The organism is Paracoccaceae bacterium, assembly GCA_012103375.1.
Taxonomy (GTDB): Bacteria; Pseudomonadota; Alphaproteobacteria; order Rhodobacterales; family Rhodobacteraceae; genus WLWX01.
The window spans coordinates 2734986-2759595 of the sequence record WLWX01000001.1; the positions used below are offsets into that span (position 1 = coordinate 2734986).

Here is a 24610-nt window from a genome sequence, read left to right on the forward strand (position 1 = left end):
AGAGCGTGCGCGGCCAATCAACGGACTTTTTCAACAGTATCTCCGCGAAAAATACCGTGACCGACCCAGAAAGGCCGAACAGCAGGATCAGCGCAAGGCCGATCACGAATGGCGGTGTGATGATCGGCAGAACGGTCAGCGCCCGAAGCGCCCGTTTGTGCCGAAAGCCCGAGCGTGTGACCACAAGCGCAAAGATCAACCCCAGCACCGTGGTAATCAGCCCGACCAGCACGGCCAGGAACAGCGAATTCCAGGCAACCCCACAACGCGCGCCGCTCAGACAGCCCAGCCCCCAAAGCCGGTCATCGAAGAATTTTGAGGCGAATACGCCGATGGAATAGCCGCCATCCTCGGTTATGAACGCCGCCGTCAGCATCTTGGCGATGGGGAAGAAGACAAAAGCGGTGACGATGAAGATGACGCCGCCGATGGAGCTGACGACAAACACATCGCCGTTGATCGCACCCCGCGCGGCGAGGCCTTGGGTGAACAGGAACAGGAAGGCAGCAGCGCAAAGCAATGCGCCATAGCCCATGCCGAATTGGCGGTCGTCCAGCTCTCCGAACAGCGCCTTCAGCCAATCCGCGTTAAAGCCGCGAATGCCAATGGCGAAGCCCTGGATGGTCAGCCAGCCCAGACCAAGCACCCCGGACAGGATCAGAATGGTCCCAAAGGCCGGATGGGTTTTCGGTTTGCCCAGCGCGAACAGCGACAGCACCAGCGGAATGATCAGCGGCGCCAGCCACAGCTTTTCACCCTGTGCGATAAGGAAACCCGCAGGCGCGTAATCTTCGTCAAACGGATAGCCATCGACCAGCCATTCAAACGCAAAAAACTCCTCGATCCCGTACCAGGGGAGGAGGAGGTATCCCACCCACCCGGCGACGATCCAGAAGATCAGAACCGGTTGGGTGGTGTTTTCAGAAGTCAGTTGACGCACGTTGCGCGCTGCTTACTGCGGCAACGTCGAAACGTCGTCGTCCCACTTCTTCAACAGGCGCTTGCGCGTCTCGGACGAACCATAGGTCTTGAAGTCATAGTCGATCAGCTTGATCGAACTCATATCCGGGGCCGCAGGCGACGTTTCAGCACCCATGTTTGACGGCACCTGGAACGCATTCACCTGAAGCGCCAGGTTCTGCGCATCAGCACTCAGCGCCCAGTCATAGAACTTCTTGGCTTCGTCCATGTTGCGCGCACCGTCGATGATCGACATCGAACCGATCTCAAAGCCCGTACCTTCGCACGGAGCCACAACTTCAACGGGGAAACCCGCAACCGCCTGCTTAACCGCATCATGCATGAATACGATGCCAACAGTGGTTTCTCCGCGACCCGCTGCCTTGATCGGGGCCGAACCTGATTTCGTATACTGATTGATATTGGCGTGCAGGCCCTTCATAAATTCGAAACCATCTTCTTCACCGAAGATTTGAACCATCGAGGCCAGTGTGGTGTATGCAGTGCCCGAAGAATTCGGATTTGCCATTTGCACATGACCTTTGAACACTGGCTTCAAGAGGTCGTTCCAGCAACTTGGTGCCGGTAAGTTGTTGGCTGCAAGCAATTCGCTGTTGTAGCCATAGCCCAACGCGCCGGTATATACCCCTATCGTTTTGTTCCCCGAACTTTCGGCTTGTGAGATTGCCCAAGGGTGCAATTGATCGCGCATAGGAGAGATGTATTCCGCCGTCAGCCCTTCTTCAGCTGCCTGTAGGTGTGGGTCACCCGTGCCGCCCCACCAGACATCGCCCTTGGGATTGTTACTCTCGGCCTTGATCTGCGCAAATGTCTCACCCGACGATTTGGTTGTCATTGACACATCAATGCCCGTTTGGTCCTCAAAACTGTTAGCTATCAACTGGCACCAGTCTTCCTGCGCACTGCAATAAAGCGTCAGCTTGTCGGCCTGCGCGGCACCGGCTGCCGTCATCATCACAGCAGATGCGCCAAGCATCAGTTTGAATTTTATCATGGTGATCCCTCCCAAGTCTTTTTGTAACAGTTTTGTGACAGCAGCGTAGGTTGGGCCGCAGGGGCTGGCAATAGATAAAGCTTGGCGCCACCGGTTTCGCACGCAGCGGAACAGACGTCCCCTGTTGGACGACATGCAACGCGTCAGTTGAACATCGTGTTGGGCAGGATAAGCGCAATTTGCGGGAAGGCGATCAGCACCAGCAATGTCAGCAGCATCGCCAGCCAAAACGGCATAACCCCCCGAAATATATCGGCGAGTGAGACATTGGGCGCGACCGATTTGACGATGAACACGTTGATTCCTACTGGCGGAGAGATCAGCCCCATTTCCAGCGTCAGGACCACCAGCACCCCGAACCAGATCGGGTCGATCCCCAGTTCCAGAACCACGGGAAAGAAGATCGGCAGCGTCAGAACCAGCATCGCGAAGCCGTCCAGAAAACACCCCAAAACCAGATAAACCAGCATGATCAAAAGCAGGGTGCCCAGAACCGGGATGTCCAGCGCAATCAAAATCTCGCCGATAAGCGCGGGAATATGGCTCAGCGCCAGGAACGGATTGATCATATGCGCCGAGATCAGGATCAGCATAACCGTCGCCGTGGTCACCACCGAACTGCGCGCCGCCGCCCAGAACGCGACCAGCGACAGTTGCCCCGACAGCGCGCCAAACAGTATCACCAGCGCCGCACCGACGCCTGCCGCCTCTACCGGAGAGAACAGGCCGCCATAGATCCCGCCGATGGTGACGGCGATCACCCCGACGATTGGCAACGCCCCGCCCAGGGCGCGCCGCTTTTCGGCCCAGGTTGTGCGCGGACCGGCCTCGGGGCGAAACCAGCAAATGATCGACACCGTGACCACAAAGGCCACCAGCAGCAGCAATCCCGGAAACACGCCTGCAAGGAACAGCCGCCCGATGGATTGCTCGGTCAGGATTGCGAAGATCACGAAACCGGTTGATGGCGGGATCAGGATTCCCAGCGTGCCACCAGCGGCCACAACCCCGGTGGACAGGCGCGGATCATACTCGAACCGCTCCATTTCCGACAGCGACACCCGCCCCATGGTCAGCGCTGAGGCAACCGACGACCCCGACAGCGCCGCAAACCCGCCGCAGCCCACTACCGTGGCCGAGGCCAGCCCGCCCCGCACATGGCCGATCGCCGCATAGGCAGCATTGTACAACTGACGGCTCATCCCCGTGGCCGAGGCGACGTTGCCCATCAGGATAAACAGCGGCAGCACCACCAGCTCGGGCGAGGATGCCAATGTGAACGTCTCGGACCCCAGCAACCCCATCGCCGCATTCCAGCCGTTCAACCACCAGATGCCCAGAAACCCGACCAGAAACATCGAAAACGCCACCGGCACCCGCAAAAGCAAAAGGACCAGCAGTGATGCAATACCGGCCAACCCGGCGACTTCGACGCTCATATCGGGATGTCCGCCTCGGATCGTGTGTCGCGCCCGGACAACAGCAATTCGGCACTGCGCAGCAACATCCCCGCCGCCGTCAGAACCGCAAAGCCCGCCAGCGCCCATTGAAACCACGCCTTGGGCAGTTCCAGCAGATTGGTTGACAGGTTGAGCATCACACTCAGCCGGGCACTGTCGATGATCGCCCAGGCAATCATCGCAAATATCACCGCGCCCAGCAGGGCCGACAGTATATCGATGGCCCGGTTCAGCGTCGCAGAAAAACGAGGTTGCAGCAGGTCCACCGCGATGTGACCGCCGTTGCGATCACACAACGCCATACCACCGAACACCAGAATGATCATGAACATGGTAATCATATCCTGCGACCCGAACAGCGGGCGGCCAAAGCTGCGCCCGGTGACATCGACGACGATCACGCCAACCTCGACCAGCAGCCCAAGCGCACCGATGTTCGCGGCCAGGCCAATCAGCCTGTCCGCAATGTTGCGTAGTCGTTCCAGCAATCGTCAGTTGCCCTGCATCGCAGCCAACGCAGCCTCTCCGCCGACCGAGGCGACATAGTCATCCCGCACCGCCGATACCGCCTCGGAAAAGGCGGCTGCTTCGGCCTCGGTCAGGTCAACAACCTCAATATTGTCATTGGCGCGCGCGCCCTCCAGAACTGTGGCTGCCTTGGCAAACCATGCGCCTTCTGCGTTCTGCGACAGGCCGAGGCCCGTGGCCGCGTCAACCGCCGCCTTTTCGTCGTCCGACAGCGCGTCATAAGCCTGCTGCCCCATCACCACATAGAAGGTCAGAAGGCCCAGGTTCGCCCCGGTCGTAACGCTGCCGGCAACCTCAGCGATCTTGAAGTCCTTCAACACGGTCGAACCGGTGATCACCCCGTCAATCAGCCCGGTATCCAGGCTGCTGTAAACCTGATTGATCGGCATCTGCACCGGGGTCGCGCCCAGCGCCTCGGCCACTTTGGCTGCTGTCGCGCCTGCGACCCGGTTTTTCAGGCCCGACAAGTCCGACGGCATGCGCACGACCTTGTTTTTCATGATCAGCAGGTTCGGCTCGGACGTCCAGATCGCCAGCGGTTTGGTGCCGGGAAACTCGCCAGCTAGATGATCGTCATAGGCGGCCCAGATCGCTGCCGAGCCGCTATCATCCAGCCCCAGCGTGTCAGGCAATTCTGCGATCATCGTCTTCTGGAATTGTGACGAGGTATAGCCCGGCAGGCCCCAGGTAATCTCGGCCACGCCCTGCACGGCACGAACGTATTGCTCAACCGGTCCCTTGCCCATCTCTCCTCCATGGTATCCGCGCACAGTCAATTCGCCGCCCGTGGCCGCCGAAAGATCCGCGTTCAGCTTTTCGATGACCGCGGCATTCACCGTGTGGAACGGCGGTGTGAAATTGGCGAATTTAAGCTCGGCGGCGATTGCGGGCGCCGCTGCCATGACCATTGCAGCTGCAACTGCGGTCATTTTGCTGAGTTTCATGTCTTATCCTCCCTGATACGAAATGAGTTATCCGTCATTGCCCACCACATTGCGCGGCACGCAGTCATTTGCCAAGCCTTCAGACCCTGGATCCCTAACATTCCACCTATTTACGCACGGCAACAGGGCGCGTGACGCCGCCACATCGGTCAGAGGGTTTCAGCGACGAAAGCAGGCAAACAGCAACGGGTGTGGCCGGGGCAAAAACGTCATCCTTAAAACCGGAATTGCTGTCGGATCTGCCTGCGCCCGGTGCGCGCGGAAGGCGCACGCCGGACCGGTCAAATCCGAGGGGCACGGGACATGCCGGAACACTGGCCCTCGACCTTAGTTGCCGCGGCCGAATAATTCACCCAGCACATCATTCAATGCCCGTTCGATCGGATTATCGCGCTGGCGCTGCTGCTGTCGGGGGCGTTCTTCCACCCGGGGCAATTCGCGGGCGGGATTGCGGTGCACCTCGCCCGGCGGCGGGTCGAGCGGTGTCAGCTGCTGGTCGAACGCCACCAGGCGCGGACCCGGTCGATGGGTTGGCAAGGGCGATATCGGCAGGCCTTCGTGCACCCGTTCCATCGTCTCGCGCCAGATCTCGGCAGGCAGCCCGCCGCCCGTCACACCGGTCAGCGGCGTGTTGTCATCGTTGCCCATCCACACGCCGGTCACATAATCCGCCGTGAAGCCCAGAAACCAGGCGTCGCGCGCCTCCTGCGTGGTGCCGGTCTTGCCAGCCGCAGGCCGATCACCCAGACGCGCCCGCGTGCCCGTCCCCGCGTCGATCACGCGGCTCATCATATAGACCAGCTGCCCGGCGGCTTCGGGGGAAATCACCCGCTCCTGAATGCCGCCCTCTTGACCGATCATTGGCTCACTATCGCCCTTCAGGCGCAATTCGATCAGCCCATAGGGGTTCACTGCCGATCCGCCGTTCAGGAACCCCGCATAAGCGCCCGTCATCTCGATCAGAGAGCTTTCGGAGGCCCCAAGCGCCAGCGCCGGGCCATTGGCAAGATCGCTGACAATGCCGAAACGCTCGGCCACTTCGCGCACATTATCGCGCCCGACCGCCTCGCTGACCTTGACCGCCGGAATGTTGCGCGATTGTGCCAGCGCTTCTGTGAAGGTGATGCGCCCGACGAACTTGTGATCATAGTTCTCGGGGCTCCACTTCCCAGAGCCGGGAATGTCGATGGTCAATGGCCGGTCGACAACGGCGTCATCCTCGCGCGCGCCAAGGTCAAGCGCGGCGGCATAGACGAATGGCTTGAACGCCGATCCGGTCTGGCGTTTTGCCATCACCGCGCGGTTGAATTGCCCGGTCACACTGCGGAATTGCCGCCCGCCGACCATGGCGCGCACCGCACCATCCGCACTCATCACCACGATTGCGGCCTGCGCGACCGAATCTTCCTTGACGCGAGTGTCGAACACCGCCTGCAGGGCATCTTCGGCAGCTTGTTGGATCGCCGGGTCCATCGTCGTGCGGATCACCACATCCTCGGTGGTTTCGTCAGTCAGGAAATCCGGCCCGGCGTCCATCACCCAATCTGCAAAATACCCGCCCGCCCGCGCCTCGGCGGCCGGGGACAACACCGCCGGATTGTCGCGCGAGGCTAGCATTTCACCGGTGCTGATATAGCCCTGATCCTCCATCAATCCCAAGACAAGCGACGCGCGCTCTTGCGAGCGTTCAAGGTTTCGCGTCGGCGCATAATAGGACGGCGCAACCAGCAGCCCGGCCAGCATCGCGGATTTCGCCGCATTCAGATCCTTGGACGATTTGCCGAAATAACGCGCACTGGCCGCTTCGAAGCCGCGCGCACCCGCGCCCAGATAGGCACGGTTCAGATAGATCGTCAGGATATCTTCCTTGGAATAGCGCGCCTCCATCGCCATCGAGAACGGGATTTCCTTGATCTTCCGCACCAGCGTGGTGCGACGGCAATCCGCCTCATATTCGGCCTCGCTCATCCCGGCGCCGGGATCGAAGGGATTGCCAAGGCAGATCAGCTTGGCAACCTGCTGGGTGATGGTCGACCCGCCATGACCCTGAAGCGGCCCGCGCCCTTCCCGCATATTCACCCGGATCGCACTGGCAATGCCGCGCGGAGATATGCCGAAATGCCGATAGAACCGCTTGTCCTCGGTCGCAACGACCGCATTGCGCAGATGGGCCGAGACATTGGCCGCCGACACATGCCCGCCGAACTGTTCACCGCGCCATGCGAACACCTGGTCATAGCGGTCGCGCAACTCGACCGAGCCGCGCGCGCGCCCGTCCACAAGCGCCGCAACAGACGGCATTGTCGTGAAATAATAACCCGTTACAGCCAGAAGAACCAGCCCGACCACCACCGCGCCGCGCCAGATCAGCCCGATTGTCAGGCGGAATACCCAGCGAAAGAACGCACCGATAAACCCGCCCCTGCGAACCGGTTTTCGCGCCGATCTGCGCCGTTTTGTCGATTTTCCAACCGTCTTGCGCGGATGCCTTGCGTCCGCCCTTAACGGCGGTTTTCTGCTTCGCGAACCACTCATAACACTGCCACCACTACTGCCTCAGGCCATGGTAGATAAGCGTAAAGCGATGAAATGTGGAGGGGGGATGTTCATCGGCGGCGTTTCGCCGCCACCCGGCATCTTTCCGGCAATTCCCGCGCATCTGACAGATGCGCGGCCCGCAGGTTTCATTCGGCCACCGCCTGATACCCGTGCGTGGGTACGGCGCCCAAGCCGCTGCCCGGTCAGGGCAACAAGATGGCCTTGCGTTCAAACGTCACCTCATCGGTGCCGCCATCGTCATACAGCAGTTGCACGGTAACAGTTTCCACACTGCCCGGCGGCAGCGTGACATAGGGCAGATGCGTGTCCGCCTTGATCGCTGCCGGGGCGGCGGTATCGACATAACAGGGCTCAGCCTCGAACAGTTGATCGGGCGCGGCCCCGTTCAGACCATAGCGGATTTCCCACAACCCGCAGCGCCAGGCCAGAAGATGGGTGAAATACAGCAGATCCTGCCCGTTGTAATCACGCACGGCGATCCAGCTTCCCCGGGTCGCATCCAGGATCGGGCGCACCTCGCCCGCAGTCAGGAATTTCCCGGTCGGGGTCTGATCTTCGGGTGCGCGCGCCGCGCCTGTTTCATTTGCCCCGACGTCCGAAGGCGCAACAGCGGCCGCAGCAGGGGCCCGCACCATGGCTGCGAAATTCGGCTCGGTCGAACCGATGCCAAAACCCACCAGTGCCAGAAAAATCATCTCGATCATCGCAATTCCCCAAGGTTTCGCTTTTCGCAGCTGTCCTGCGCCCCCTATACCCCGGGGCGGTTCCATGTGACAGGTTCGCTGACAATGCCCGCACCGACGAAACAGGCCAACGCCTTTAACATCGTCACAATCGCACAAGCCGGGCGGTTACAGTACGAGGCTGTGCTGCTGGCCGCCAGTCTGCGCCAGTCCGACCCAGATTTCGCCGGCCGCCTGTTCATCGCCCAGCCCAACCCCGGCCCGCTTTGGCCCAATGACCCCGGCATCGACGACCCCGCAGTCCTGCAAGCGCTGCACGATCTGGGGGCCGACGTTATCGGCTTTGACAACCAGGTTTTCGGGCACAGCTATCCCTATGGCAACAAGGCCGAAGCCCTGTCCGCCTTGCCAGAAGGGCAGCCGTTCCTGTTCCTGGACACTGATACGCTGATCACCGGCCCGATCAGCGCCCTGCCGATCGCAACCGCGCCGCCCGCTGCCAGCATGCGGCGCACCAACACCTGGCCAACGATCGAGCTTTATGGCCCCGGCTACGCCGAGACCTGGAAGTCGCTCTACGACAAGTTCGGCCTGGATTTCGACAGCAGCCTCGACCCCGATCAGCCGGACGAATACTGGCAGAGATACCTTTATTTCAACGCCGGATGGTTCTTCGGCCCCTGCCCGGTCACGTTCGGTGACAGGCTGGTCGAGACCATGCGCGCCATCCGCGACGAGCCAACACCGCAGATCGTCTGCCAGTCCATGGACCCCTGGCTGGACCAGATCGCCCTGCCGCTGGTGATCCATGGCTTTGGCGGCGGGCGCCCCGGCAAAGACCTCGATGGATTGGACGGGGACATCACCTGCCACTACCGCGCCCTGCCCCTGCTTTATGCGCGCGAAAGCGATCATGTGGTCGAGGTGTTGGAGGCCGTCACCGCCCCCAACAAGATCAAGAAAGTCCTGAAGGCCTATGACCCGTTCAAACGCATGATCTTCCAGGGTCGCGGCCAAAAAGTCCGCGCCCTGTTCGACCGCAACAACCTGCCCCGTCGCGAACGCGCCATCCGCAACCGGATCAAACGCGAAGGCTTCTGGATGCGCTGAGTGTTAATGCAGTTTTCAAAAATGCTACCGTCGACACTTGGTCGCTATTCCAATCCGCCATCCGCGATCGCAAGCCATTCGGAATAATTCGGCAATGCGGCTCCGTTGCGCTGTCGCGCAGCCCCGTGATCACCAAACGTCCAAGTAAAGCCAAGCGCGACATGTTCTTCGATGACATAATCACTTTCGGCCGGATCGTCATAACTTGATCGACGCGCTTCGATAAACGCGCTCATGTTCGGATCGGCGAAGCTGTGCGTGGCGCTCAGCCGCCACTCATGCAACCGGCCGGGATTGGGAACGTCATCAACGTTGCCGTAACCGACCGTGGCACCAACGCCGATCGCCCAGCGATCCGAAACTGCATATGTCAGATCAATCGACGCATGATCGAATTCGTGAAAGGCATCGCCATTGCTTCCCGACGTCGTTGTGTCCCCGTCGATCCGCCCCAGCAACCCGTCGATGCGCAGTTGATCGCTGGCTTTCAAACTGGCCGCAACAGCCAGAAACTGACGCTCAATCTCCGGATCGCCAGGTCCGTCGTTGTCACCTGAAACGGCACTTACCGTTCCAAGAATACCCTCGACTGAATAGGTGCCCATGTTCCGCCGATTGTGTTGAAAAACTCCGTTTTAGGGCCTGAACGATGATTTTTCTTTCCATGCAGCCCGATCCTAAATTTTTGGCGCGGGGGTCGGCCCAAATCGCCTACATGCGCTCACGCGCAGCCATGCGCTGTCTCGTGGTCAAAGCTTTCCGACTATTTCGCTTCATAGGTTTTCGCAAGAAATCCGCGACGCTCTGATTTCGGAGTTTTTCAACACAATCCGCCCAAACCGGAACGCAGCCAACTGCCCCTCGCGCAGGCCGTTATTGCTTCCCGGGTCCGTCAGCGATGATGCGCGTTTCACCCGAACCTCACCCTCGACAAAAGCCCCGTTTCCAAATGCCGTCCCGACATAGCCTTCAAGCGTCGCCAGATCACCCGTACCTTCGTCATCACCAGTATCATCCACTGAATACTGACCAAACGAGAATTCAGCGCCACCAAACATGCCCTCAGCGAGCAATGCCGAGGGCACTGTTGCCAACGAAAACGCAACCAGACAGGTGACTTTGAACATGTGGAATTCCTTAGCGAACAACACGAGATTCAGGCGGTAATTCACAGGAACGGGAATCGGGTAAATAATGGGTTAAGGGCAGCGACCAGCAATACAATTGACTGTACTTGCCGCACAGACACCACAACACCAACCTGAAGTTTCGTGCCACCCGGAAGTCAAAGCCATTGTCCGTCAGTCGCGCGGCAGATAGACCCTTCCGTTAAGACTTGTTTCAGGGAAGGGACACCACCATGGCCGACAACACATACGGATTCGACACGCTGCAGATTCACGCCGGGGCGGTTCCCGATCCGGCGACCGGGGCGCGGCAGACGCCAATCTATCAAACCACGGCCTATGTGTTCCGCGATGCCGATCACGCCGCCGCGCTGTTTAACCTGCAAGAGGTTGGCTACATCTACTCCCGCCTGACCAACCCCACGGTTGCCGTCCTGCAGGAACGCATCGCGACGCTGGAAGGCGGCGTCGGGGCGGTCTGTTGTTCCTCGGGCCACGCCGCCCAGATCATGGCGCTGTTCCCGCTGATGGGTCCGGGCAAGAACGTCGTCGTCTCGACCCGCCTTTACGGCGGCACCGTCACCCAGATGAGCAACACCATCAAACGTTTCGGATGGGAGGCGAAATTCGTCGACATCGACGACGCAGATGCCGTCGCCGCCGCAATCGACGACAACACCCGTGCCGTCTTCTGCGAAACCATCGCCAACCCGGGCGGCCATATCGCCGACCTCTCCTCGCTGGCCAAAGTGGCCGACAAGGCAGGCGTTCCGCTGATCGTCGACAACACATCTGCCACGCCCTACCTCTGCCGCCCGATCGAACATGGCGCGACGCTCGTCGTCCATTCGACCACCAAGTACCTGACCGGCAATGGAACCGTCACCGGCGGCTGCGTGGTGGATTCCGGTCAGTTTGACTGGTCCGCCAGCGACAAGTTCCCCTCGCTCAGCGCGCCGGAACCGGCATATCACGGGCTGAAGTTCCACGAGGTGCTTGGCCCGATGGCCTTCACCTTCCACAGCATCGCTGTTGGCCTGCGCGACCTGGGCATGACGATGAACCCGCAAGGCGCGCACTACACGTTGATGGGTATCGAAACCCTGTCCCTGCGCATGCAGCGCCACGTCGAGAACGCGGTCGAGCTTGCCGAATGGCTCGAAAAAGACGACCGCATCGAATTTGTCACTTATGCGGGGCTGGAAAGCTCCCCCTACCACGGGCTGATCGAAAAGGTCTGCCCGCGCGGCGCCGGGGCTCTGTTCACCTTTGCGGTCAAGGGCGGCTATGACGCTTGCGTCAAGCTGATCGACTCTGTGGAAATCTTCAGCCACGTCGCCAACCTCGGCGATACCCGCTCGCTGATCATCCACTCGGCCTCAACCACGCACCGCCAGTTGACCGCCGATCAGCAGGAAGCCGCAGGCGCCGCCCCCAACGTAGTGCGCGTGTCGATCGGGATCGAGGATATCGCGGACCTGAAAGCCGACCTCGATCAGGCCCTCAGCAAGGCGGTCAGCTAACGCCCAAACCCCGGGTCCGGTCCGCAGTCCTGCGTGATACGGCCCGGGGCACGCGCTGCCCACCCGTCTTTTCGCCAAAAATACTCTCAGGGGTCTGGGGCAGAATGCCCCAGCCACCGCCCCCGGCAAGGAACCGCGCGATTTTACATCGCGCGGCTGCCCTCACTGTTCAATTTCGAACACCACGTTGACGCGCGCCGCAATCGCAACCTCGCCCTCGGCCACCGGAACGGCATCTGCGGCCATGCTTTCCATCCGCGCCATCATCACCGGCCCGCACCCTTGCTGCACCTCGTCCAGCGACACGATCGCCCCAATCGAAACACCCGCAGCTTGTGCAAAGACCTCGGCCTTGCGCCGGGCATCCGCAACCGCGCGGTGGCGCGCCTCGTCCATCAGTTCGCCGTCCTCGGCGACTGAGAACTGCAGGTTATGAAACGTGTTGGCCCCGTCCGAAACGGCGATATCCAGAATCGAACCCAGCGTCGAAAGATCCCGCACCCGCACCGTGATCTGATTCGAGACGACATAGGCAACGATCCGCTGACCACCATCGGGCAACGTGTTGCGATGATCCCAGCGCGGCTGCAGCGATAACCCGCTGGTCTGCAGATCACGCGGCGCAATCCCGCGCGCCTTCAACCGATCCAGAACGGCGGTCATGTTCGAATTGTTGGCCGTCAACGCCTCGGCGGCTGTCTTCGCCTCGCTGGTCACACCCAAGGAAATCAAGGCCATATCGGGCGAGATTGCCACGCTACCTTCACCGCTGACGGTCATCCGGCCCGCTGTGACCTCCTGCGCGACGGCCGGTGAAGCCACTGCCAAAACGACGAACAATAACACTCTGAACATGATGCATTTCCTTTTGTTGATCACTCTACATTGTCTACGACGCGCGCCACCGCCGGGTCCTTGGTACAGACTTTTCCTTTTTGGCAGCTTCGTCTAGTCTGTCGCCTCAGCAGACTTGGGGGTCTGCCCGTCACTAACATGAGAGATTGAGCCTTGGCCCAGACCATGAACCCGACCTTCGCGCTGGAAATCGCACCCGACACGCTGACGCTGTCACATCGACGGTTCGGGGCCTGGCACTCGCTTGGCACGGTACGCCGCGATGATCCCCGCTGCCCACAGCGCATGGACGAGCTTCGCCGCACCGCCGATTGGCTGGAGCCGAACTCGATCCGCACCGCCGTTGTCGTCGCCTCCAGCCAGGTGATGTTCCTGACCGTCGCGCTGCCCTCCAACAGCCGTGGCAACAAGCGGCGCGAAATTCGCGAAGCACTGAAAACCGCGACCCCATTCCCGGTTGAAGATATCGAATTTGATTTCGTCTCGGAAGACGGCGGCGCGCGGGTCGCCATCGTCGCCAAGACCGCCCTGGCCGAGGCGATTGCCGTTCACTTCAAGCTGAACCCGGTGCGTTTCGCCGCCCACCCCTCGGCACGCGATTTCAACGGAGAGCCTGATTTCGGCCCCACCGATTATGCGGCCCATGTGCAGGAACTGCAGATGAAATCGCCGATGCGCAAGAAGCCGAACCCACAAGGTGGCAACCGGCGTTCTGCATCCCAGCAACGGCCCGAGGCGGCAGCGCCGGCGCAAATGCCGCTTGGCAATCCGCCAGCCGATGCGCCACCCGCATCCGCGCCCGCCGCAGCCATGTCCGCGCCTCAGGCATCCGCGCCCCGGGCAACACCGAAACCGGCGGCCCAACCGACCGCGCCGCAACCGGCCCCATCCGCAAATCCGCTGTCGTCCCTGGCGACACCGCCGCTGACATTCGCCAGCAGGCGCGGCCCCTCCGTCGAACTGCGCGCCACCAAACGCGAGGCGCCGTCAGTGTCCGCGCCCGGGGCGGTCCTGCCAACGTTTACCTCTGCCGCGCGCAAGGCGCAGACCAAGCAGGAACCCAAGTTGAGTGGTGCTGCAACGGCACCGCGCACCAAACCTGCCGCGACGCCCGCACAGGCCGCGCCCGCAGCAGATGCGCCGCGCGCTGAGCATATCCTCGACGATCTGCCACCCATGGCACATCTGGAGGGCCGCGCACGTGGTGACGCAGGCCCGGCGCAAGCGCCGCGCCAAGCCCGTCCGCAGCCAACCCCGCCAGCCGGGTCTGTGCCTACGGACGCGCCGGACATGCGCCAGCCCCGCAACGACCCGCGCGCCGCAACACCGCGCGGCGATACGCAGCAGGCCGCGCCGCGCCGCGCCAAAGCGACACCGGTTGCCCGCGCGCCCGAACAGGCCGCAGGCCAGACCCCGAACCAGCCGCCAAACCGGACCCCAGACGCCGGGCCGACACCTCGGTTTGGTCAGGGGCGGCGCCCGGCGCCCGGCCCGCAGCGCACAGCTGACGCGCCACCCCCACGGCGACGCGCTGCGCCCCAAAATGCGGGGCCTCAGCATGCGGGCCAACACCCGGATCAGCATCAGGCACGCCAATCCGCGCCCCGGCCCGCGCCGGGTGCGGAATTCGTCGCCCGGCAACGGCCGCCCGAAGGCAACGCGCAATTCCAGCGTGCCCAGCCGGACCCGCGCCGCCGTGGCGAACAACAACCGATGGACCCCCGGGATCCGCGCGCCCAGGGCAGGCAGCCACAGCCGCACGCGGCCGCCTATGGCGCCGACTCCAGCCCCTATCCCGGCGCAGGACATCCCGCGCAGGGCGCAATGACCGGGGGCGACCAGGGTGTCGCAACCGCAGCCGCCGCCTCGCTTACACCGGACGCACCCGGTGCCGAAAAAGGCCGGGGCATCCTGGGCACCAGACTTGCCCGGCGGCAATTGTCCGAAACCGAACAGATGACCGTCTTCGGCGCACGTGAAGCTGATGAGGGGCGCCGCGTCCCGATCATGCCGCTGGCCGCCGCAATCGGCGCGCTGCTGCTGATCGCCGGTGGCGTCTGGGGCGCCTATTATATGCTGGTATCGGGCGATGACATCGCCGGGACCACCGGCGACCAGCCGCCAAGCGTCGAACTGGCGCTGGCCGATGCCGCCGCCGGCCTGCCCGCGCGCGGCTCGGAAGCGCCGGTGCCGCGCCCCGCCTCGATCGCCGGTCTTGCGCCAGTTGATCTGGGCAACGGAGGGACCGAGCTTGCCTCGGCCGATCCCAACAGCGCCGGTGATACCACACCAGCCGTCGATCCGATTGCAGCCGCAACGGCCGCCGCAATGGCCAGCGACAACCCGCCTCCGGCGCGTCCAGGCGACCAACCGACCGAGAAAAGCGACGACATCGTCATAGCCTCGGTCGATCACCGCATCCCGGCCGAAGATGCCATCGCCCCACCGCTGGCGCGGCTTTTGGTCGAAGACGAGGCGCCGGTTCCGCTGGCAACGCCCGCCCCCTTCGGCACCGATTATGAATTCGGCGAAGACGGTTTCGTCGTGGCAACCAAAGACGGCGCGGTGACCCCGGATGGCGTGATTGTCTTCGCGGGCCAGCCGACCAAAGTGCCTGCCAGGAACCCGCAGATCATTGCCGCCGTCGCCGGGGCCGCCACCGCGATCGCGGTCCAGACCGCGCTTGAGGATGACCCGCAGCCGCGCGCGCGCCCTGCCAGCCTTCTGGCACAGCCGACCGACGGGGCCGAGGCTGCATCGCAGCCCGCCGATGGCACCGTGCAAACAGCCGCCGCCGATGCAGCCGATCTTGAGGCGGCAGTCTCGGACACGCTGGCTCAGGTGGCCGACGCGGATAACGCGGCCAGTGCCGAAGACACATCGACCACGCCCGAGGCGCAATTCTCGTCCACGTCGCTGATCCCGCAGGCGCGCCCTGCCTCATTGGTGCAGCGCGTGGCACAGGCACGGGCCACCGTGGCGGCCTCGGCGCCCAGCGCGCCCGCGCAGCCGACGCAGCAAACCTCGGCCACGCCTGCGGCAGCCCCTGCCACCGCGAATCCGTCGATCCCGACCCGCGCGTCGGTCGCACGCACCGCGACCGAAACAGATGCCATCACGCTGAGCCGTCTGAACCTGATCGGTGTCTATGGCTCACCCAGTGACCGCCGCGCCCTGCTGCGCCTGCCGTCCGGGCGCTATGTCAAGGTCAAGGTCGGCGATCGCATCGACGGGGGCCGCGTTGCCCAGATCGGCACCGGTGATCTGCAATACGTCAAGGATGGCCGCACAGTCACACTGGCAATGCCGCGCGGCTGATGACACCACCTTGCGTTGTTTCAAAGGGTGCCCCCATCGGGGCGCCCTTTTTCTGTGCATCATCATATCAGGCAGAGACCAGGGCTATCGCATCGCGGCGGCGCACGGCGGGCGCGCGATGAAGCGGCGGGCGTTCATTGGCGGAGGGCTGGCAATGTCGGCAAGCGGGATCGGTCCGGCATCAGGATCAGCTGCGAATGGATATTACGTACCGCCCGAAGAAGCGCCGCATCAGCGCAGCTTCATGCAATGGCCCGTCAGCCGACGTGTTCACCCGGATCGGGCCTTCCTCGACCTCGCGCAGCAGACCATCGCGGATATCGCAAATGCCATCGCTGAATTCGAACCGGTGACGATGCTGGCAGCGAAGGATGACCAGCCCGGCGCGCGGCGCCAGCTGTCGCAGGCGGTGGACCTGTGGGACATCCCGACCGAGGATCTGTGGTGCCGCGATGCCGGACCGATCTTCGTGGTGGACGGGCGCGGCGGGCTTGCCATCAGCCATATCCAGTTCAACGGATGGGGCAAAAAACAAGTGCACACGCGCGACGCAAGGATCGCCGGTGCGGTTGCGCAGCGCCTGGACCTGCCGCTTTTGCCAACGGGTCTTAAGGGCGAAGCCGGTGGCGTGGAACAGGACGGCCACCGGTTGCTGATGGCCCATGAAAGCAGTTGGGTAAACGACAACCGCAATCCGGGCCTGACACGCGCAGAAATCGAGGCACGCCTGCTGGCCGCCTATGGGGCCGAGCGGTTGATCTGGTCGCCCGGTGTCCGGGACGCGGATATCACCGATTACCACATCGACAGCCTGGCGCGGTTCACCGGGCCGGGGCGCGTGCTGATGAACCTGCCCGATGACCCTGACCCACACGATCCGTTTCACAACGCCGCATTGGATACGCATGATGCCCTCGTCGCCGCAGGGCTGGAGGTTGAGGTCATCCCCGAGCCGGTGCAGCGACGTGTGAACAGCATCGATTTCGTTGCGTCCTACGCGAACTACTATGTCTGCAACGGCGCGGTGATCGCGGCAGAGTTCGGCGATGCCGAAGCCGATACCATCGCCGTGGACGCGCTGCGACGACATTACCCCGGGCGCGAGGTCATTACGCTGAACGTCGACGCCCTGGGCGAGATGGGCGGCGGTATCCATTGTGCGACGCAACAGATGCCGGCGGCATAGGTGGGCGGCTGCGCGACGCTGATGTGACGCAATACGTTTCGCCAGTTTTACTTTAGTTTCAGCGCCTTAATCCAAATTACAAATCGTCGAACCGAAGGACGGTCCAGCGATCGCCCGGCGCAGCGCGCCGTTATGTCGACAACTCGACCAATTCAATCAGATTGCCCCAAGGGTCCGCGACAAATGCAACGCTGTACCCAAGCTCTGGCACCTCAAACGGCGCTTGCACCACGTTGACACCGCGATCAGCCAGGGCGCCCAGCGCGTCCTTGTGACTTGGGACGGAGAAAGCAAAGTGATGATAGCGCGCGGGCGCAAGCGATTCCCAGAAATCATCCGGCACGGGCACGCCATTGTCCCCAGGTGCAGCCAGATAGGCCAGACGCAGCCCATCCGGGCCGGGCCATTCCTTCACCACCCGAAAATCAAAGCTGCGCACATACCATTCGATTGCTGCCTCATAGTCCGGGACCCGCAAACAGGGATGGCTGGATCGCATGGATTTGAACGGCGACGAGGTGTCCGTCGCCGGAAATGGGAATGGAAGCATTGTGCAGTCTCCGCTGGTGTCTGTTGCAGCGGACATAGCATGCGGAATGCGGACTGGCCAAAGAAGATCGCTGCGGACCAGCCGCATCGGCCCTTGCGAGTCAGCCAGGCGGACAGGTCCGGTCCGGGATTTACCCTATCCGGCCTTCAGAACCCCACGCTCCACCTGATCAGCCTCGATGCTTTCAAACAATGCCTTGAAGTTACCCTCTCCGAAGCCGTCATCACCCTTCCTTTGAATGAACTCAAAGAATATCGGCCCGATCACGGTTTTTGAGAATATCTGCAGCAGAATCCGCGTTTCGCCCCCGTCATCCACGCCCTCGCCGTCGATCAGGATGCCGTGTTTCATCATCCGGTCCTTCGGCTCTTCATGGCCGACGACACGGGTGTAGCTTTGATCATAATACGCTTCGGGCGGTTTGGGCATGAATGTGACGCCACGCCGCGCAATCTCGTCCGTTGCATCGTAAAGATCGCGCGCGCCGACAGCGATGTGCTGAATGCCCTCGCCATTATAACGCTTGAGGTATTCGACGATCTGCCCCGTCTCACCCCGGTCTTCGTTGATCGGAATGCGGATGCGCCCGCAGGGACTGGTCAGCGCGCGACTGCGCAGTCCGGTGTACTTTCCTTCGATGTCAAAGAAGCGGAGATACTGTTGAAGAAGTCGATGTTTTGGTCGGCGCGTTGTTGAGCGAGAGGCGGCCGCGCGCCGTTTTCTTTCACGTTGGCACTGTTGCTGGCACCAACTTCGCCAGTTTCCGGAGGTTTTGAGCTGTTGCTGCGAGTTGGAACTGTTCGGTTGCGCCTTTGGGTCCTCGAAGCCGCATCATCTGCACGCCGATGTATCGTTTCAGGTGGGCAAAGAGCATTTCAACCTTCCGCCTTTGGATGAACGACGTCATGTAGGCATCTGTTTTTCGGATATCGCGAGCGACGTCTCGGGCGGCTTCGTGAACGGACCGCATAAGGCGTCTGCCGTCGTCCTTCGGACAGCATTGCGACTTCAGAGGGCATGCGTCGCAATCGTGCTTTGAGGCTCGGTATCTGATGAACCCGTCTTTGCTGCCATTGGGCTTTCGCGGTTTTGAGAAGTTCCGCCGATATGTTTGCAAGGCTTTGCCGGTCGGGCAAGTATAGCTGTCGGTCGCCGGGTCGTAGACAAAGTCTTCGCGTGAGAATGTGCCGTCAGTTCGTTTTGACTTATCCCAGACCGGAATGTGGGGTTCGATTTGACGTTCGTCCACAAGCCAGCCCAACATCTCGGCTGATCCGTAACCCGTATCACCCACAAGCTTGTCAGGTTTGATGCCAAACCGCTCATGTACACGATCGATCATCTCCCTTGCTGCCCGCGCCTCTGCAGGCCGGATCGGAGCCGTCGGCTCGACGTCCACGATGACTGCATTATCCAAATCGACCATATAGTTAGTGGAATAGGCAAAGTAGGCGGCTCCCCCGTCAGCCCCAGTCCAACGCGCTGCTGGATCAGCCGGTGAGATGTATTTGGGGACGACCTTGGTCGCAGCACCGAAGGCCACATCATCCAGCGTCTCGAGATATTCGTCGACGGCACGGGACGTCAGATCTGCTGGCAGTCCGTCTTTGCTTTCAACGCCGCGCGTCTGGTTTGCATTCGCGGGGATCAGACTGGCATCAACACCAAAGCTGTGGCCGCCAACCAGCCCCTCATCCATGCAGCGCTGCAAAACGACCTCGAACAAATGTCGGAACAAACCGCTCTCGCGGAAACGGCCATGCCGGTTCTTAGAGAATGTCGAATGGTCGGGCACTGGATCAGCCAAATCAAGCTTACAAAACCAACGATACGCCAGATTGACATGAACCTCTTCGCAAAGCCGTCGCTCGGAACGGATGCCCTGACAATAGCCCAACAACAGCATGCGGATCATCAGTTCAGGATCAATCGAAGGGCGGCCATTGGCACTGTAGTATGAAGCGAGCAAGGGGCGCACACCTGTCAGATCAAGGAAGCGATCAATTCCCCGGACGGGATGATCCTTCGGCACAAAACTCTCGATCGAGAACTCATAGAACAGCGCGCCTTGCGCAACTTGCCTTGGACCCATCATCGCCGAACCCTCCACCCTCAAAACAAGTGAATCAGAGCGTGCGCGGCCAATCAACGGACTTTTTCAACAGTATCCGGATTTCGCGGAAATTGAACAGATCGCCGTAGAATTTGAACCAGACGTCCATGTTGCCGGTGTGAACGTTATGCGTCAGATGATCGAGGTAATAGAAGCCGACCCCCTCGGGATGGGCCTTGTCGATCCAGTCGAATTCTTCGTTATAGGGGTTCGCCTCGTAATATTGGTCGATGAAATAGATCAGGCTGCCACCGATGCCGCGGATTGCCGGAACCTGCATGGTCTTGCCGGGGCCGTCGAACGGCTCGGCGCCCTTACCAACAGCATGGGCAAACGCCTTGCCCGCATCCACAACCCGCCACGCCATCGACGGTGCACAAGGCCCGTGTTCTTCGACAAAGCTGCGCGCATGGCTGCCCGGTTCATCGTTCAGCACATAGGTGATATCGCCCTGCTGCCACAGTTCGATCGCCTTGGTCTTGTGGTTGGCCGTGTGGACATAGCCCATCCGAGCAAACGCCTCGCGCAGCTTTTCAGGCTCCGGGTGGGCGAATTCGACGAATTCAAACCCATCGGTCCCGGCGGGGTTTTCGGCGGTAATTGCGGCTTTCGGCGCGTCGTGGGGGAACGGACCCATGGCAAATGCTCCTGCTGGCAGGTGAGAGTTGCGGCAAGCCTACCCGTTTTGCCATGCGGTCGGTGCGCAAATAATGGCGCTTTTCCGAGCAGGCTGCTATATTTGCGACAATGTCACTGGCAATTACGCGGAAAACTCGCATGAAACTCGACTCAACTGACAAACGCCTGCTGGCCGCCCTGCAGGCCGACGCCCATGCCACCGCCGATCAACTGGCCGAGAAGATCAACCTCTCGCCCAGTCAGGCCGGGCGGCGGCGGCAACGGATCGAGGCATCGGGCCTCATCAAAGGCTATACCGCGCGGCTGGACCCGGCGCGCCTGGGGCTGACCGTGCAGGCCTTTATACAGGTCGAAATGGTCAGCCACGGCGGCGATACCGGCCAGAACTTCGCGCGCCTCGTCGCCGCCCAGCCGCAGATCGTTGGCGCCTGGACGATGACAGGCGCGGCGGATTACCTGCTGCGTGTCTGGTGCGCCGATCTGGCCGCGCTGAACACGCTGGTCCACGACATATTGCTGGCGCATCCCTCGGTCGCGCGGGTCCACAGCCAGATCGTGATGAACCAGCTGAAATCGGACGCGCCACTGCCCACCTGACAGACCTTGCGCAAAGCGCAGTGAACATGTGACTCTGCCACCAGACGTATCCGCCCACCTGAGAGGTTCCATGGAAAGTTTCCTGTTCCAAGCCACGATCTACCTCGGCGCTTCGGTGATCGCGGTGCCTATTGCGGCGCGTTTGGGCCTTGGCTCGGTGCTGGGCTATCTGCTTGCGGGCATCGCCATCGGCCCGCTGCTGGGGCTGGTCGGAAGCGAAACCGCAAGCCTGCAACATTTCGCCGAATTCGGTGTCGTCATGATGCTGTTCCTGATCGGGCTGGAGCTGGAACCCCGCGCCCTTTGGGATATGCGTCACAAGCTGCTGGGGTTCGGCGGCGCGCAGATCGGGCTGACCATTGCGGCCGTCTTTGCAGGCGCGCTGTTTTTCGGACTGCCCTGGCAAACCTCGCTGGCCATCGGCATGATCTTTGCGCTGTCATCCACCGCCATCGTGCTGCAAACGCTGGACGAAAAGGCGTTGATGCAGACCGGTGGAGGGCGCGCGAGCTTTTCCGTGCTGCTGACCCAGGACATCGCCGTCATCCCGATGCTGGTTGCGATCCCCCTGCTGGCGATGCCGTGGCTGTACGGACCCGGCGCCGCCGACGAACACGGTGGCGACGCCCATGGCGAAACAGACGGCCACGGCGAAGCCGCCCTGTCGCTGGTCGAGGGTTTGCTGGGCTGGGGTGTCACGCTGGTCACACTCGGCGCGATCGGTATCGTCGTGCTGCTGGGCATATTCGCCTTCCGCCCGCTGTTCCGCTTCATCCACGCCGCCCACCTGCGCGAGATGTATACTGCCACCGCCCTGCTGATCGTCGTCGGCATCGCGGTGCTGATGATCATGGTCGGCCTGTCACCCGCACTCGGCACCTTCCTGGCCGGGGTGCTGCTGGCCAGCTCCGAATTCCGGCACGAGCTGGAAAGCGACATTGAACCCTTCAAGGGCCTTCTGCTGGGGCTGTTCTTCATCACCGTCGGCGCCGGTATCAACTTTGGCGTGCTGCTGGGTGATCCGTTTACCATCATCGGGCTGACCTTGCTGCTGATGCTGACCAAGGGCACGGTCCTGTTCAGCATCGCCCTGGCCTTCAAACTGCGCGGGCGCGACCGATGGCTGTTCACGCTCGGCCTGGCGCAGGCCGGTGAATTTGGCTTTGTGCTGATCTCATTCTCGCTCCAACAATCGGTGCTGCCCGGACCGCTGGGCGAAAGCCTGCTGCTGGTGGTGGCGCTGTCGATGCTGCTGACGCCGCTGTTCTTCATCGCCTACGAGGTTATCTCGCGCCGGATGGCCGACACCGGCGACGAAACACCCCATGACGAAATTGACGAAAGCCAGCCGATCATCATTGCCGGTGTGGGCCGCTTTGGTCAGGTCGTGAACCGGATGCTTCAGACCACCGGGTTCAAGACAACGGTGCTGGATCACAACCTGAAAACCATCGAGCTGATGCGCCAGTTCGGCTTCAATGCCTTCTTCGGAGACCCCACCCGGCCCGAGCTTCTGCGCTCGGCCGGGCTGGCCAATGCGCGGGTACTGGTGGTGGCGGTTGATGACAAGGAAGCCGCCATCAAGCTGGTCAAACACGCCCGCACCGAACGCCCCGATCTGCACATCATCGCGCGCGCCTATGACCGGGTTCACACCTATCGCCTGTACCAGGCGGGCGCGAATGACATCGTGCGCGAGATGTTCGACAGCTCCCTGCGCGCGGGCCGCTACGCGCTGGAACACCTCGGCTTTTCTGAATACGAGGCGTCCGAGGCGCAGCGCCTGTTCTATCACGGCGACCGCAACGCACTGGCCGAACTCGCACCCCTTTGGAACCCAGATATCCCGGTGGTTCAGAACACCGAATACATCGAACGCGCCAAAGAGCTGAACAAAGAGCTGGAAACCGGATTCCTGACCCAGATCTCGGAAAAACCAAAAACCGGCACAGCAAGCTAGCAACTGTATTTCGCAAGAGGTCCGCAGCGTCCATTTTTTGGCGCGACACCATCACAAAGCCCCCTTGGCAGCGCTGCGTCGTCATGGCAGGTGAGCGCCAATTCAAACGGGATGCCACGCTATGATCCTTTACCCCGCCATCGACCTGAAAGACGGCCAATGCGTTCGCCTGCTACGCGGCGAAATGTCGGCCGCAACCGTGTTCGGCGACGATCCGGCGGCACAGGCGCGTGCGTTCCAGGATGCGGGGTGCGAATGGCTCCACCTGGTTGATCTGAACGGCGCCTTCGCGGGGCAGCCGGTCAACGGCGACGTCGTGCGCGCCATTCTGGCAGCAACCGACGTGCCGGCCCAGCTGGGCGGCGGCATTCGCGACATGGCGACGATCGAACGCTGGCTGGAGGCCGGCATCGCCCGCGTGATCCTTGGCACCGTCGCGGTCGAGGATCCCGATCTTGTGCGACAGGCCGCAGCCGCCCACCCGGGCCGGATCGCCGTGGGCCTGGACGCCCGCAATGGCCGCGTCGCGACCCGCGGCTGGGCGGAAGAGACCGACGTGAATGTCACCGACCTCGCCCGCCAGTTCGAGGACGCCGGGATCGCCGCAATCATCTATACCGACATTGACCGCGACGGCGCGATGCAAGGCCCCAATGTTCAGGCGACCGAGGCGCTGGCCCGCGCCGTCAACATTCCCGTCATCGCGTCCGGCGGCGTATCCTCGATGGACGATCTGATGCGCCTGAAACAGACCGGCGTGATATCTGGCGCAATCTCGGGGCGGGCGCTGTATGATGGCGCGCTGGACCTCGGCGCGGCCCTGGCCGGGCTGCGGGGCTAACTGCGGCGCCATTTGGTCTGATACGGATGTTGGAGTTTCGCGCCTTCCTGCGCGGCCTTCGCAGCAAAAAACCAGCGCATCACCCACTTAATCTGCGATATTGCCAGAAGAAGATCGTCCGTCCAAAGCAGGGCGCGCACCAGGCGCAGGCCATTCCAGTGGCGACTAAGGTAATCAGGCGGGCGCTTTAGCGCGCCATATAGGCCGGATCGCCGGACCTGACCAAAGCCAGTGAAAACGCGCTCTCACAAAATTTCTGACAAATAGCTTAAATACTATTCGTTTGATTGATTCACCGGAACTCCACATGATCCCGCCATCAACTCCAAGGGCCCCCGCCATGACCGATGCAGCCATCACCACCGGCCACCCCATTGCCAACCTCGACAGCAGCCTTCTGGCCCGTGCATCCGCGTTCAACAGCCGCCGCAAGTTCCGCCGCATGCTGGATCTGGACGACCACGTGCTGAATGATATCGGCGTGGTCCGCGCCGAGGTTGAATGGGCCGCCAACCTGCCATTGAACGTCGACGCTGGTGGCGCCCTGCGCCGCGTCAGCCGGGCGCGGCGAAACAACAAGCGGTGACCAATGCACCGGGCGCATTGCCCCCGCGCCCGGCCCGCCCTATCTGTGACGCGTTC

Annotated in this window: 19 protein-coding genes and 3 pseudogenes; 8 read left to right on the forward strand and 14 right to left on the reverse strand. The window is 61.9% G+C overall.

The features are described from left to right. Positions 1 to 37: 37 nt before the first annotated feature. From GKR99_13980 to GKR99_14010, 7 genes and pseudogenes are all read right to left on the reverse strand, one after another. Positions 38 to 940, reverse strand: a pseudogene (locus GKR99_13980) (iron ABC transporter permease). A gap of 12 nt (positions 941 to 952) precedes the next feature. Then, on the reverse strand, positions 953 to 1975 hold the full coding sequence (locus tag GKR99_13985; GenBank protein ID NKB28593.1) for an extracellular solute-binding protein: 1023 nt from the start codon (positions 1973 to 1975) through the stop codon (positions 953 to 955). A gap of 143 nt (positions 1976 to 2118) precedes the next feature. After that, positions 2119 to 3414: a TRAP transporter large permease subunit gene (locus tag GKR99_13990; protein ID NKB28594.1), complete on the reverse strand. Its 1296-nt coding sequence runs from the start codon at positions 3412 to 3414 to the stop codon at positions 2119 to 2121. Further along, positions 3411 to 3923: a TRAP transporter small permease subunit gene (locus tag GKR99_13995; GenBank protein NKB28595.1), complete on the reverse strand. Its 513-nt coding sequence runs from the start codon at positions 3921 to 3923 to the stop codon at positions 3411 to 3413. The genes GKR99_13990 and GKR99_13995 overlap by 4 nt, the downstream gene beginning before the upstream one ends. Positions 3924 to 3926: 3 nt before the next feature. Then, positions 3927 to 4907: a C4-dicarboxylate ABC transporter substrate-binding protein gene (locus GKR99_14000; protein ID NKB28596.1), complete on the reverse strand. Its 981-nt coding sequence runs from the start codon at positions 4905 to 4907 to the stop codon at positions 3927 to 3929. Positions 4908 to 5234: 327 nt separating this feature from the next. After that, a complete protein-coding gene (locus tag GKR99_14005) occupies positions 5235 to 7442 on the reverse strand; it encodes a PBP1A family penicillin-binding protein (GenBank protein ID NKB28597.1) in 2208 nt (735 codons plus the stop codon). Positions 7443 to 7648: 206 nt separating this feature from the next. Beyond that, positions 7649 to 8170, reverse strand: coding sequence for a hypothetical protein (locus GKR99_14010; GenBank protein NKB28598.1), 522 nt, complete (start codon positions 8168 to 8170; stop codon positions 7649 to 7651). An 84-nt stretch (positions 8171 to 8254) separates the two neighbouring features. Here GKR99_14010 and GKR99_14015 point away from each other — a divergent pair, with 84 nt between their 5' ends. Beyond that, positions 8255 to 9259: a hypothetical protein gene (locus GKR99_14015; GenBank protein NKB28599.1), complete on the forward strand. Its 1005-nt coding sequence runs from the start codon at positions 8255 to 8257 to the stop codon at positions 9257 to 9259. A 44-nt stretch (positions 9260 to 9303) separates the two neighbouring features. Here GKR99_14015 and GKR99_14020 read toward each other — a convergent pair whose 3' ends face one another. Beyond that, positions 9304 to 9864, reverse strand: a complete 561-nt coding sequence (locus tag GKR99_14020; protein NKB28600.1) for a hypothetical protein — start codon at positions 9862 to 9864, stop codon at positions 9304 to 9306. 168 nt (positions 9865 to 10032) lie between these two features. After that, positions 10033 to 10386 carry a hypothetical protein gene (locus GKR99_14025; protein ID NKB28601.1) on the reverse strand — a complete coding sequence of 118 codons (354 nt, stop codon included), beginning with the start codon at positions 10384 to 10386 and terminating at the stop codon, positions 10033 to 10035. A gap of 233 nt (positions 10387 to 10619) precedes the next feature. Here GKR99_14025 and GKR99_14030 point away from each other — a divergent pair, with 233 nt between their 5' ends. Beyond that, positions 10620 to 11909 (forward strand): aminotransferase class I/II-fold pyridoxal phosphate-dependent enzyme, encoded by a 1290-nt coding sequence (locus GKR99_14030; protein ID NKB28602.1) that lies wholly within the window; start codon positions 10620 to 10622, stop codon positions 11907 to 11909. Positions 11910 to 12071: 162 nt separating this feature from the next. Here the strand turns inward: GKR99_14030 and GKR99_14035 are convergent, their stop codons facing one another. Continuing rightward, positions 12072 to 12764 carry a DUF541 domain-containing protein gene (locus GKR99_14035; protein ID NKB28603.1) on the reverse strand — a complete coding sequence of 231 codons (693 nt, stop codon included), beginning with the start codon at positions 12762 to 12764 and terminating at the stop codon, positions 12072 to 12074. A gap of 153 nt (positions 12765 to 12917) precedes the next feature. Here GKR99_14035 and GKR99_14040 point away from each other — a divergent pair, with 153 nt between their 5' ends. Both GKR99_14040 and GKR99_14045 read left to right on the forward strand, forming a co-directional pair. Continuing rightward, positions 12918 to 16082 (forward strand): hypothetical protein, encoded by a 3165-nt coding sequence (locus tag GKR99_14040; protein NKB28604.1) that lies wholly within the window; start codon positions 12918 to 12920, stop codon positions 16080 to 16082. 118 nt (positions 16083 to 16200) lie between these two features. Then, complete coding sequence (locus GKR99_14045; protein ID NKB28605.1) at positions 16201 to 17268, forward strand: agmatine deiminase family protein; 1068 nt, start codon at positions 16201 to 16203, stop codon at positions 17266 to 17268. 130 nt (positions 17269 to 17398) lie between these two features. Here the strand turns inward: GKR99_14045 and GKR99_14050 are convergent, their stop codons facing one another. From GKR99_14050 to GKR99_14065, 4 genes and pseudogenes are all read right to left on the reverse strand, one after another. After that, a complete protein-coding gene (locus tag GKR99_14050) occupies positions 17399 to 17905 on the reverse strand; it encodes a VOC family protein (protein ID NKB28606.1) in 507 nt (168 codons plus the stop codon). A 48-nt stretch (positions 17906 to 17953) separates the two neighbouring features. Next, positions 17954 to 18472, reverse strand: a pseudogene (locus tag GKR99_14055) (4-hydroxyphenylpyruvate dioxygenase). Positions 18473 to 18542: 70 nt separating this feature from the next. After that, positions 18543 to 19913 carry a transposase gene (locus GKR99_14060; GenBank protein NKB28607.1) on the reverse strand — a complete coding sequence of 457 codons (1371 nt, stop codon included), beginning with the start codon at positions 19911 to 19913 and terminating at the stop codon, positions 18543 to 18545. Positions 19914 to 19986: 73 nt separating this feature from the next. Beyond that, positions 19987 to 20568: pseudogene (locus GKR99_14065) on the reverse strand (4-hydroxyphenylpyruvate dioxygenase). A gap of 140 nt (positions 20569 to 20708) precedes the next feature. On the opposite strand from GKR99_14065, the gene GKR99_14070 reads away from it, so the two are divergent. The 4 genes from GKR99_14070 (at position 20709) to GKR99_14085 (ending at position 24554) form a co-directional block, all read left to right on the forward strand. Next, on the forward strand, positions 20709 to 21167 hold the full coding sequence (locus tag GKR99_14070; protein ID NKB28608.1) for an AsnC family transcriptional regulator: 459 nt from the start codon (positions 20709 to 20711) through the stop codon (positions 21165 to 21167). A 70-nt stretch (positions 21168 to 21237) separates the two neighbouring features. Next, the gene (locus GKR99_14075; GenBank protein NKB28609.1) at positions 21238 to 23127 is read left to right on the forward strand and encodes a potassium transporter; all 1890 of its coding nucleotides are present in this window, start codon (positions 21238 to 21240) and stop codon (positions 23125 to 23127) included. Positions 23128 to 23248: 121 nt separating this feature from the next. Continuing rightward, complete coding sequence (gene hisA, locus GKR99_14080) at positions 23249 to 23968, forward strand: 1-(5-phosphoribosyl)-5-[(5-phosphoribosylamino)methylideneamino]imidazole-4-carboxamide isomerase (GenBank protein NKB28610.1); 720 nt, start codon at positions 23249 to 23251, stop codon at positions 23966 to 23968. A 307-nt stretch (positions 23969 to 24275) separates the two neighbouring features. Beyond that, on the forward strand, positions 24276 to 24554 hold the full coding sequence (locus tag GKR99_14085; protein ID NKB28611.1) for a DUF1127 domain-containing protein: 279 nt from the start codon (positions 24276 to 24278) through the stop codon (positions 24552 to 24554). The last annotated feature ends 56 nt before the right edge of the window (positions 24555 to 24610 follow it).